Annotated in this window: 8 protein-coding genes; all 8 read right to left on the bottom strand. The window is 61.3% G+C overall.

All coding sequences use genetic code 11. The features are described from left to right. Positions 1 to 36 precede the first annotated feature (36 nt). On the bottom strand, positions 37 to 1,044 hold the full coding sequence (locus ACUTR7_RS07825; RefSeq protein ID WP_445608522.1) for a FecR domain-containing protein: 1,008 nt from the start codon (positions 1,042 to 1,044) through the stop codon (positions 37 to 39). A 17-nt stretch (positions 1,045 to 1,061) separates the two neighbouring features. Next, a complete protein-coding gene (locus ACUTR7_RS07820) occupies positions 1,062 to 1,580 on the bottom strand; it encodes a sigma-70 family RNA polymerase sigma factor (RefSeq protein WP_013803359.1) in 519 nt (172 codons plus the stop codon). A 131-nt stretch (positions 1,581 to 1,711) separates the two neighbouring features. Continuing rightward, on the bottom strand, positions 1,712 to 3,025 hold the full coding sequence (locus ACUTR7_RS07815; RefSeq protein ID WP_445608521.1) for an SGNH/GDSL hydrolase family protein: 1,314 nt from the start codon (positions 3,023 to 3,025) through the stop codon (positions 1,712 to 1,714). 227 nt (positions 3,026 to 3,252) lie between these two features. Then, on the bottom strand, positions 3,253 to 3,807 hold the full coding sequence (locus tag ACUTR7_RS07810; protein ID WP_152547329.1) for a hypothetical protein: 555 nt from the start codon (positions 3,805 to 3,807) through the stop codon (positions 3,253 to 3,255). A gap of 336 nt (positions 3,808 to 4,143) precedes the next feature. After that, entirely contained in the window at positions 4,144 to 4,536 is a 393-nt protein-coding gene (locus tag ACUTR7_RS07805) for a hypothetical protein (protein ID WP_445608520.1), read from the bottom strand. 545 nt (positions 4,537 to 5,081) lie between these two features. Then, complete coding sequence (locus ACUTR7_RS07800) at positions 5,082 to 5,417, bottom strand: hypothetical protein (protein WP_139093459.1); 336 nt, start codon at positions 5,415 to 5,417, stop codon at positions 5,082 to 5,084. 35 nt (positions 5,418 to 5,452) lie between these two features. Continuing rightward, entirely contained in the window at positions 5,453 to 10,000 is a 4,548-nt protein-coding gene (locus tag ACUTR7_RS07795) for an RHS repeat-associated core domain-containing protein (protein ID WP_445608519.1), read from the bottom strand. A 73-nt stretch (positions 10,001 to 10,073) separates the two neighbouring features. Further along, positions 10,074 to 11,538, bottom strand: a 1,465-nt coding sequence (tssI, locus tag ACUTR7_RS07790; protein WP_445608518.1) for a type VI secretion system tip protein TssI/VgrG, incomplete at its 5' end; no start/stop codon positions are given.

Genomic DNA, 11,538 nt, shown 5'->3' with positions numbered 1-11,538 from the left:
TCGAGAGATGGGGAAGACGCCGCGATGAAAGGCGCCTCAGCCCGCCGCCTGCACCGTAACCCAGTAGCGCGTGCGCACGACCACCTGCACGGGCAGGCCCAGCGCCAGGTTGTGCAGGGCTCGGTCGGTGTCGCTCAGCGAGAACACGCCCGTGACACGCAGGCCGGCCACCTGCGGGTCGCAGCGCAGCAGGCCCGTGCGGTAGCGCGCCAGTTCGGCCACCAGCTCGCCCAGCGGCATGTTGTCGGCCACCAGCACGCCGCGCGCCCAGGCGGCGGCGCTTTCCTGCGCGGCCACTGGGGGCTGGGCCAGATCGCCGGAGAAGACGGCGCCCTGCCCTGCCTCCACCCGCACCACCTGGCCCGGCGCCCGGGCGGGACGCACTTCCACCGCGCCCTCGAACACGGCCACGCGGGACTGCTCATCTTCCTGGCGCAGCGTGAAGCGCGTGCCCAGGGCCTGCACCGTGCCGTGGCGCGAGCGCACGCGCAGCGGGCGCGGCACGCGTTGCGGATCAGGCGCAGTGGTCACGAGGATTTCGCCTGCGCGCAGCAGGATCAGGCGTTCGGCCCCGTCAAAGCGCAGGTCGATGGCCGAGGCCGAGGCCAGCACCACCTGCGTGCCATCCGGCAGCGTGATCTCTCGGACTTCACCGCGCGCCGTGCCATGGCTGGCAGCGGCGATTTGCCAGGCATCGGTGCCGCGCACCACATGGGCAATGCCACCGGCCATGGCCATGAAGCCCAGCAACTGCATGGCGCGGCGGCGGCCACGGCGTGGCGCCGGCGACGCAGCGGAGGTGTCCGCCAGCGCATGCTGCGCAATGCCGCCGGGCACGCTGCGCAGCTTGTCGTCAAAGGCCTGCAGGCGGCTCCAGGCCAGTTCGTGCCGCGGATGCTCGGCACGCCAGCGGGCGCAGGCGGCGCGGTCTTCGTCGCTGGCGTCATCGGCCCACAGCCGGGCCATCCATTCGGCGGCGCGCTGGACAATGGCCGGCTCCAGCAGCTCGCTGGAGGCGTCGGGCGATGTCGATGATGAGGACATGCGGGCGGGCCGGTCGTTCAGCACACCGGGCCGTGCAGCGCCTGGTAGCAGGCCAGCAGGCCGGCGGCGATGTATTTCTCCACCGAAGACACGGACACGCCCAGCTCGGCCGCGATGTCGCGGTAGGCCATGCCGTCGAGCTTGCACAGCAGCAAGGCCTTGCGCGCCTTGGGCGGCAGGCCGTTCAGCGCGGCATCGATCTCCACCAGCGCCTCCAGCGCCAGGGCACGTGTTTCTTCGGAGGGCGCCATCTGCTCGGGCAGCAGGGCCAGCGCTTCAAGATAGGCCGCCTCCACGCGGCGGCGCCGGTACAGGTCGATCACCAGGCCGTTGGCGATCTGGGTGAGATGGCGGCGGTGCTCGTCGGCCGGCGGAACACGGCCGGTGCGCAGCAGTTGCAGGTAAACGTCGTGCGCCAGATCGGCCGCATCAAAGGCATTGCCCAGCTTGCGGCGCAGCAGGCCGCGTAGCCAGCCGTGGTGATCGGTGTAGAGAATTTCGACTTGTTGCTGAAGCGCAAACTCGGCGGCGGCCACGATACCCCTCCCTGTATCCCAGGGCGCAGGCAGGCCAGGGACGAATGACAAATGAGAACCATTTGCATTTTATAGGGAGACAGCCCCGCCGCCGCCAACGCCACCATCAACGCCACCGCGTGCAGGCGCGGCTAGCGCGGCAGCAGGCCCGGCAGTATGGCGTTCAGATCCACCGCATCGGCCATGGCGCGATTGCCTTCGTCGCCAGGATGCAGGCGATCGCCCGAGTCGAAGCGCGCCGCCATGCGGGAAGGATGGGTGCCATCGCGCAGCACGGCATCGAAGTCGATCACCGCATCGAAGGCGCCTCCCAGGCGTATCCATGCATTCACCTGCCGTCGCAGGTCGTCCTTTTCGGCCTGGTAGTAGTCGTCCAGCGGCGTGCCTGGCAAGGCGCCCTCGAAGGGCGGCAAGGTGGCGCCGATCACGCGCAGGCCGTGGCTGCGCGCCCTGGCAACCAGCTGGCTATAGCCCTCTGCCATGTCCTGCAGCGTGGGACGCGGCGCCTGCCGCGCAAAGGCCGTGCCGGGCCAGGAAATATCGTTGATGCCCAGCAGCACGATGAGGCTGCGCACACCGGGCTGGGCCAACACATCACGCTCCAGCCGCGCCAGCGCATGCTCGCCCATGCCATCCGACAGCAGGCGCGCGCCCGAAATGCCGGCATTGACCACTGCCGCGCCGTGCGGCGCAAGGCGCGCGGCCAGGAAATCCGGCCAGCGGCTGTCCCGGTCCAGGCTGGCCGTGGCGCCGTCGGTGATGGAATCGCCCATCACCGCTACCACGGGCGCCGCGGGCGACGCGGGGTTGGCCTCGACCTGAATACCCGCCAACAGCGGGCGGGCCGTGCTGCTGATTGCGCCAGGGTCCGAAGTCCGCAGCGCCGCAGCAGCGGACTGATCGCCCGCCACGATCCAGCCGGTCTGGCGCCCATCCCAGTGAAAACTCTGCACAGGCATGGCGCCGGGCAGGTACAGGCTCACGGCCACCTGCGACAGCGAGGACAGCGGCAAGGCCACCGGGTCGCTGACCAGGGATGCGCCTGCGGCAATGGTGGCTTGCGCGCTGCCACCAAAGGTCACGGCCTGCAGGCTGCCAGCGTCAATGGCGCCCTCCGGCAACGACTTTGCCACGGTGGCCCTGCCCACGGTCACAGGCTGGCCGCTGTAGGCGTTGGACAGCACGATGCGCAGGCGCGGCCCGCCCAGGCTGATGCGCGCCACCTGGCGCACGGTCTGGTCCTGCAGAACGGCGGGCAGGTTGGTGGGAAAGAGGAAGTCCGCCCCCCAGACCGGCTGCGGGCTGGCCTGCCACGTGGCAGCCCAGTTGGAGGCTTCAGCCGAACCCGCCGGCACCGTCGAACCCGCCATGGCAGGCGTGGAAATCACAAGCGCCAGAAGGGCCGCGCCCGAGGCCTTGGAAAGCGATGGAAAAAGTTGCCGCATGCAAGGAATCCGATGTCTGTCGATGGCGGGATCATGGATTCAAGGGCTGTGCGGGACTAGACGGTCTGCTGGAACACCATCTGTGAATTTGATTCACGATGAGGCCTGTGCTGTGCTTTGGTAGCGAGGATTGGGTGCGTATTCAAGCGCTTTTTTATAGGAGCGATGCAAGGCTGAGGCGGTCTTCTGACGGCAAAAATCACATCCTAGAGATTCACCCGCGTCAATTACCTGATGTCCAGATATTGCATTTCAGGCTTGAAATCGCCATGCTCACAATATTTCTTCGCCATTTCCGAAGTGTATTCAGTCGAATTCAAATTATTAGCCGTTGTCGCCTTCGTCACATAATAAATTTCTTCACTAGAGCTTACTTTTCCCACCAGATATAGATTTTCACCAAATCCATTCGAAATGTCCTGAAAAGCGCACCACCCTGATTTTATTTTCTCAACGCCCTTTTGAAGCAGCGCCACTCCATTTTTTGATGCTTTCATATTCATCTTTTTCTGAAAATCAATAGATTGAATTTTTTCCAGCTGAAAGAACATATAAAAATGATTAGTTTCCACATCAGCATATATTCTGATATTAAAGGCAGTTTTTGGTAAAAAAACGGGAACCCAAGAGATATATCTTTGCCCATCTTCATCCAATAGATCATAGGAAGAGAAGAAGCTCTCCTTTTCATTCTCGACTGAAGAAATAAGAAAAATAAATCCCAAAAGTGCAACCACAACGAATGATCCGAAAGATACTTTTATTATCTTCTTCATGGACATATATACTCAATACTCATAAAACAAGCGCTTATTTCGCAAAATCCAAAAATGAAAATCAAAAAATTCCTGTGGAGCCTTTATCCCTTACAGCCTAACCAATCTACGTCCGCCACCAAAAGCACCGTGACTTGGCGGGTGTCCCTGCCGTGCTGCATGCGTTCGGCGTGGGTGAGGCAGCTGCCATCCCTGTCGTAGTAATGGATATGTTTAGTACTATATGCGTGATACGCATGCTGCCGACAGTCACTCAGGTGCTGAGCTTAGGCGAGAAATTCATCATGCGTCCTAGAGAAAATCATCCTTGGTGGCTTTTTCATGCTACTGTGAATAAGTATTTTATTTTTTAAAAATCTTTTCGCACAATAATTTCGTGACCAGAATTATTTCAATATTATCTTCTTTGCTTTCAATGATTATCGCATTTTTTCTATTGAAATTCTTAAAAAATGATCTCTCATTTAATCCAATCTTCTCTCCATCTATTTTTTCTTCTTTTATATAATCAAGAAATGGTTTAATGGTTGTTGTTTTATATTTTTTCTTCACCTCACTAAATATTTCACTAGGAGTTTTCTTTTTATTCAGATATTGATACTCAAAATACAACTCCCCCAATGATATGCATCCATCGGATCTACTCAGCAACATCCATTCTTTTTCATCTGCAGCCATGGAATTTTGAGCAAAAGTTAAAATAAATAGACTTATAGTTAATGCCAATTTTTTCATGTTTATTTGCTATCAATTTCAGGAAATAAAATTCTCTAATCGAAACAACAGCAGTCAAATCTTATTCCATTTTTGAAATCAATAATTTTATCTACAGCAGATTCTACCTAGCTTTGCCCAGGATCGTTTTCTATTGATTTTGGGAATGGGCCATGTCTATGAAAGTCGCGCTTAATACAGCCCGTCTCCCTGTCATGGTGCTGCCCTCGTAGCCAGAAGGCCTGGTGGATCTCTTTCGGATTGTATTTCTGGAAAGAATTGCCTCAAGGGCCAAGTTTTGCAGTCCGTATCACATATCTAACCCAGTCCGTCAGGGCCTGCAGTGCGCTGCCCAGAGTACGCAGTTGCAGTGGAGGATGGCAATGCTGCGCTATTACTACCATTGTGCCTGTACACCACTCGGCATGCGCGCGGTGCTTCCGGTCTGTTCGCTCGGGGCGGGTGCGCTGGGTGCCCCATATTTTCCGAGTTTATGTCATATTTCAGCTTATATATTTTGCGGGAAATGTCTATAGAAAAACAGTCTATCAAACCTAATGAAGTTGTTATTTTTTATTTGAGGGATTTTTTTCAAGAAATAATTTATTTATCTCAACATTGTCTTTCCATTTCTTAGCTAGCGAATTTGCTTTCTTTTTGTTTCCGTTGTCATAAAAATGCTTTACATAGTTGAATTGCGCCAGTTCATGCCCCAACAAGGCAGCTTTTTCCAGCCAAGTCATGGACTCTTCTTCATTATATTCAGAAAGTGTATAGTACTCGTAAAGCCTATAAGAAGCCTTGGAATCAATTTCGGCCTTCTTTTTAAGATTAAGGATTTCATTTGGATTTAAATGATAAATTGACCCGGATGATTGATCTGAATTGGCTATGTTGGTCATTGTTATGAGCATGAATAGTATAAAAATGTACCGCATCATTTCCCCTTTGACGAAGGGTTGAAATCTATCATCTTTCCAGGGGCGGTCTTATCTTGAGCTCCTGCCGATGTCATTCCCATCGGCGTAGTGCTTCCATCACTGGAATACCACATGTATTGATCCGGTGCACTTACTTTTGCGCCCAATTCGTTTGCTAGTTTTTTCGCATATGGATCATTTCCTTTTCCAGTGTTGCAAGAAAGTAATTCCACAGGTGTTCCACTTTTATAGTTTGGGTCGCTCTTGATTTTCTTCGCCAAGTCTGAGGGGGACAGAATTTTCCCCTTGTCATCAACGATCAAGCTAGGGTTGCCATGTGCTCCTACTTGATAAACCCCTGACTTAGGTGGAACCTTGTTTGCAAAACCTCGAATATTTTCAGACTCCGGAAAGAGATTTAAATCGACCAGCCCCCATGGATCTATGCCAATATTTGGATTTTTGGGGTAATTGTAATAATTAACGCCTCCATTCAACCCAATCGGATCCTGATTCACATAACTCCCCACCACCGGATCGTAATACCGATGCCGGTTGTAATACAGCCCCGTTTCCCTGTCATGGTGCTGCCCCGGCAGCCGGATCGCCTGGTGCAGGCCCTGCGGGTTGTACTCCCGCAGCACATTGCCCCAAGGGTCCAGCTTGGCGGCCCAGGCCACCTGGCCTGTCTGGTCCGTCAGCGCCATTGGCGTGCCCAGGTGGTCGCAGTGGTAGTGGTGGATGGCGATGCGGGCGTGCTGTTCTTTTTCCTGTGCCTGCAGCTTGGCCTGCATGCCGCTGAGCAGGCGTGTAGTGCTGTCTGCCTGTTCGCCCAGCATGGCCTGGGCGCTGGGCGGCAGGCCGTGCTCCAGGGTGTGGCGCAGGTGGCGGGCGGCGTCTTGCTGCATGTCCCTCGGCATGGCGCTGAGCATGGTTTGCATGAGGGCCAGGGCCGGCCTGTGGTTGGGGTCGTCCTGGTCGGGCAGGCCTGCGGTGATGGCCTGCACCAGCAGGTGGGGTTGGTCTTGGGGGTCGCCGCTGGCCGTGGTGCTCAGGCGCACCAGGGGCGTGAAGCTGCCCGGTTCGTAGATGGTGTGCTCTATGTGGCGCGTGTCATCGCCATGCAGCAGGCGTTCGGTGTGGATGAGGCGGTCGCCGTCCCAGCCGTAGTAGTGGGTGCGGCTGGATCCTGTGGAGTCCGTGCTTTCCACTTGCTGCTTCAGGCGCCTGCCCAGGGCGTCGTAGGTGTAGCGGCTGTGGTGGCGCAACTGCTCTGCGTTGCCCTGGAGCTGGCTGCTGCGCACCGCTATGAGCTGGTGGGCTCCGTCGTAGTGCAGTTGCTGCTGGCTGTGGTCCGCCTGCATTTGCGCGATGCGGTTGCCGCAGGGGTCGTAGCGCCAGACGCGGTCTTCGGTGAAGCCGATGCTGTTGTCTTCCCAGCGCTGCACGGGGCCTTGCCGCTGGCCTGCAAGGTGGCCCAGGCCCATGAGGTTGAAGTCGGTGTGCCGCCAATGGGCGTGGACCTGGGCAGCCCAGTTGTCCTGGGTGTTTGTCTGGCCCGATGCACCGGCTGCACCGGGTGCTGGCAGGCGGTTGCCTGCAGGGTCGATCTGCCAGCGGGTGGTGATCTGGGGGTCCTGGCTGTCGGTGGCCGCTCTCAGGCGCCCGGCGCTGTCGTAGCCGTAGCGCAGCAGCTGCGCGGCCTGGCCCGGGGCGCCGGCCTGTTCGATGGCGACGAGCTGGCCCAGGCTGTCGTAGTGGTAGCGACGGCCGAGGATCTGGCCGATGAGCGGCTGGACCAGGTGGTCCCTGCCTTCCTTGCTTTGCAGGCCCGTGGTGCCCAGGGCCGTGAGGCGGCCCAGGCTGTCCCATTGGCGTTGCACCTGCAGGGGGTTGTCTGCGTCTGCTGCAGAGGTGGGTGGGTGCAGGCTGCGGCGGACTTCGCGGTGCAGGTTGTCGCGTTCGAAGTCGATGAGGCTGGCTCCGTTGAGCTGCAGTCCGTGCACATGGCCTGAGCCGTAGGTGAGCCAGGCGATCTCTCCCAGGCCTTGCAGCTGGCTGTGCTGGCGTGCGCCCAGGGGGTCCAGGGTGTGGGCGATGCGGTGTTCGTATTCGATCTGCTCTGTGCCCCCGTTGCCGCCCCCGTCCTTGCCGGGGCGGTACAGCTGCTGCACTTCTGCAGTGATGCGACCCAGGGCGTCGCGCTCCAGTGCTATGCGGCTTTGCAGTTGGATGGTGTTCTCTGCGGTGTTCTCTGCGGTGTTCTCGCCGGTGTGCTGCCAGACGCTGGCAGCCGTGAGGCGCCCGGCGGCATCCCATTCGTAGCGGTGGGTTTGTGCGGGCGCATGGGGTGTGGCGGGCAACTGCCGTTCGACCAATCGCCCGCCTTCGTCCCAGCGGTAGTGGCTGCTGCTTTGCTGCGCGGCGTTGCCATCCGTGGCTTCCATGAGCTGGCCTGCCGCGTCCCAGCGGTAGCGCTGCAGCCGTTGGTCAAACCCTTCTTCCTGCACGAGCCGGTCCAGCGCGTCCCAGGCAAAGCGGCTTTGCGCTCCGTTTTCGTTGACGAGGCGCAGGAGGCGGCCTGCGCTGTCGTATTCGAAGGCCAGGGTGAGGCCGCCATGTGTTCGCTGGACCAGCCTGCCCCAGAGGTCGTAGCGCAGGTGGATGCTGGGGTCGGCGGCCTGGGTTTCGCTGGAGGTGCCGGCAGGCTGGGCTGGATCGATGCGCGTGAGGTGGCCTGCGCTGTCGTAGTGGTAGCGCTCGATCTGGCCGTTGGGCAGTTCGCTGGCCACGATGCGGCCCTGGCCGTCGCGCTGGTGGCGTTGGCGCTGGCCCAGAGCGTTGTCCACTTCGATGAGCGCTCCCCAGCGGTCGTAGTGGTAGTGCGTGCTGTGGCCCGAGCAGTCGGTGTAGCTGAGCAGTTGGCCCGCGTCGCTCCAGGCCAGCTGTTTGCTGCCGCCCTGGGCGTCTTCGATGCGCCGGGGGCTGTCGCAGGTGAGCGGCGCCTCCTGGGGATCGGGGTAGTGGTAGCGCTCGGTGCTGCCGTCGGCCTGGGTGATCTGGGTGAGGCGGCCCCAGGCGTCGTATTCGTAGCCGGTGGTGGCCCCTGCGGTGTCAGTGCTTTGCAGCAGGCGGCCGGTGGCTTTGTCGTGTTCCTGCTGGGTGCTGCGCCCGTCGGGCAGTTGCACGCCGATGAGCCGGCCCTGGCCATCACGCCTGAGGTGGACGCTGCGCCCCAGCGGGTCGGTGCGCGAGGCCAGGCGGCCGAAGCTGTCGTAGGCCTGCAGCCAGCGGCTGCCATCGGCCTTGTGGTGGGCGATGAGGCGCGACAGGCCCGCTGCGCCTTCGAAGTAGTAGGTCTCGATGCGATCCAGGCTGTCGCTGACGCGGGTGGCGGCACGCGGCTGGCCGTCCGGGCCCGGGGGCTGGGCCAGGTAGTCGAAGCGGTAGCTGAGCCCTTCCTGGTTGCTGTGCTCGATGACGCGGGCGCCGGGCTGGGCGCTCTCGTAGCGGTAGCTGTGCCAGGGTCCGCTGGCATGGCGGTGGGCGCTGATGCGGTGGTGGTCCCATTCGAATTCGCGCACGAGCTGGCCTGCGCGGTCGTGGACGGTGATGAGGTCGCCTGCGCTGCTGTAGCCGTAGCGCACGAGGGCGATGGGGGTGGACAGGGGGTTCAACGGGTCCTGTGTGAGGTCCACGCCTGTGACCCGCCAGCCGTCGTCGGCGCCCCACAGTCCGTTCAGTCCCTGCGCATCCCTGCCGCCATGGATGCGCTGGTGCAGCAGGCGGTAGCGCCGGCCTGTGCCGTCGCTCAGCGAGACCAGGCGGCCTGCGGGGATGGGGTCCTTGCTCGCGCTGTGGCCGGCCTCGGGCGTGGTGCCGTCGCTGTAGTGGTAGAGCTGGCGGCGCCCGAAGCGGTCGATCTGGGCCATGAGGCGCCAGGGGCTCTGTGCACAATCCCGGGCAGGTTCACCGGGCGCAGGACCAAAGCCCCAGAGCGTGTCGCCATCGCCGCTGACCGCAAGGATGGCTTGCGGGTTGCGCACCAGTGCCTGTTCCACATGGCTCCAGCGTGGGTTCGCCGCCCAAGGCGCTGTGCCGCCTTCGGGCTCCGGGCTGCCGCCGCGCAGCAGCCAGATGTCTTCGCTGGCACTGTGCAGCTGGCCGCCCGGCACCAGAGGCTGGTCGAAGGTGATGACGCGGCCGCTGGCGTCCAGCAGCAAGGTGGACTCTTCCTGCAGGCGGATGCTGAGCTCCTGCAGCAGGTGCCAGCCATGGCCCAGCAGGCCGCAGGCCGCGCCGTGCTCGGGGTTGACGTAGCTGCTGTACTGGCGCTGCCAGGCCACAGGCAGCGCAGCCGACGGCAGGGCGAAGTCCAGGTCTTGTGCGCCCCGCAGGACCTTGGCGCCGAGCTGGGGGTTCACAGGGGATCCGACGGTGATGCCGTCCGGGCAGACGGAGCAGGCCAGGCCGCCCTGGCTGCCGATGAGCACGGTGAGCGAGCCGGTGACGATCTTGCCCTTGACGACGCTGTCGGTGATGCGGGCTGCGGGTTTGCCACTCATGCGAGGCTGCTCCTGGAGAGATGGGGGAGAACGGGAATGCGGATACGGGGAACGCGGTACGGGCTGTCTGCCTTCAGCAGTTGAGCCGGTCCGTGGGCGAGAGAATCTGGATGTCGCCGGGCGTGATGCGGATGGTGCTTTTGCCGCAGGTCAGCAGGATTTCCTGCTGGGCTTCGAGCCGGATCTTGGCGGCGTTGAGCTCAATGCTTTGCCCATCCATGGTGAGCTGGGAGGCCTTGCCACCTCCGCCCCCGCCGCTGCCGCTGCCACCACTACCGGGCGCCGTGATGTTCATGGCCATGCCGCCACCGGCTCCCGCGCCACCGCCACCGCCACCGCCACCGCCACCGCCACCGCCACCGCCACCACCGCCCACGGTCAGCGAGTACTGCGAGCCCACTTCCGTGCTTTGCTTGCTGCCGACCTTGACCTGGCGCTCCTGCCCCACGGTGAGGTTCTGGCTCATGCCGACCGTGGTCTGCATGGCCACACCGATGTTCTCCATGTAGTTGACGCCGATGTTCATCATCTTCATCACACCCACGTTCTGCATGTAGGCCATGCCTATGGTCTGGGTCTTGAGCAGGCCCACCGTGACGTGCCAGTTCTGGCCTATCTTGTCGGTCTCGGTCTTGCCAACGGTCTTGCTGCGGTTCTTGCCGATGGAGATGTTCTCGTCGATGCCGACATCCTCGTTGCGGTTGTCGCCGATGCTGATCTTCTCGTTGTGGTCCACCCGCTCCGTGCGGTTGTTGTGCACGGTGATGGTCTCGTCGCGGTCCACGGTCTCGGTGCGGTCCCGGTGGATGACGTTGGTCTCGTCCCGGTCCACGGTCTTGCGCCGGTCATTGCCCACCCATTTGTCCTCATCGTTCTCGACTTCGGTGAGCTGGTCCTTTTGCGCGTGCAGCCACAGCTGTTCGGCGCCTGCCTTGTCCTCGAAGCGGATGGCGTTGGCGTCGCCCGGTCTGTTCTTCATGCCCGCGCCTGCGGCACCGCCCTTGCTCGATCTTGTCTTGATGCCCGATTGCGTGGCGTTGGCCGGCAGCGCCCAGGGCGGCATGTTGGCTGCGTTGTAGACGCAGCCCGTGACCAGCGGGTAGTCCGGGTCGCCGTTGAGGAAGTCGACGACGACTTCATGCCCTATGCGGGGAATGGAGATGGCCCCGAACCCCGGGCCTGCCCAGTTCGTGGCCACGCGGATCCAGCAGCTGGAGTTCTCGTTCATGCCGCCCAGCCGGTCCCAGTGGAACTGCACCTTGATGCGGCCGTATTCGTCGGTCCAGATTTCTTCTCCGGCCGGGCCCACGACGACGGCGGTCTGCGGGCCCGTGGTGCGCGGCTTGGGCGTGGTGCGCTGTGGCGTGTAGGCAAGACTCGTGGGCTGGGCCTGCAACTCGTAGCGCTGGAAGGAGCCGTCTTCCGCGGCGCTGCCCTTGGCGCCCGGGGCCACGGCACTGATGGGACTGATGGCGCTGACGCGGGGGTTCTCCTTGAGGTGGTAGCTCAGGCCCGTGATCAGGTACTGCTGGTTCTGG

The sequence above is a fragment of the Delftia sp. NA_296.1 genome (assembly GCF_052692095.1).
The sequence above is the reverse complement of the archived record's forward strand: the minus strand, read 5'-3'. Positions and strand labels throughout refer to the sequence as shown.

Bases quoted from the DNA above. Each gene is read 5' to 3' on its own strand.
- ACUTR7_RS07825 (WP_445608522.1), bottom strand. From the start codon at position 1,044: ATGTCCTCATCATCGACATCGCCCGACGCCTCCAGCGAGCTGCTGGAG.
- ACUTR7_RS07815 (WP_445608521.1), bottom strand. From the start codon at position 3,025: ATGCGGCAACTTTTTCCATCGCTTTCCAAGGCCTCGGGCGCGGCCCTT.
- ACUTR7_RS07810 (WP_152547329.1), bottom strand. From the start codon at position 3,807: ATGTCCATGAAGAAGATAATAAAAGTATCTTTCGGATCATTCGTTGTG.
- ACUTR7_RS07805 (WP_445608520.1), bottom strand. From the start codon at position 4,536: ATGAAAAAATTGGCATTAACTATAAGTCTATTTATTTTAACTTTTGCT.
- ACUTR7_RS07800 (WP_139093459.1), bottom strand. From the start codon at position 5,417: ATGACCAACATAGCCAATTCAGATCAATCATCCGGGTCAATTTATCAT.
- ACUTR7_RS07795 (WP_445608519.1), bottom strand. From the start codon at position 10,000: ATGAGTGGCAAACCCGCAGCCCGCATCACCGACAGCGTCGTCAAGGGC.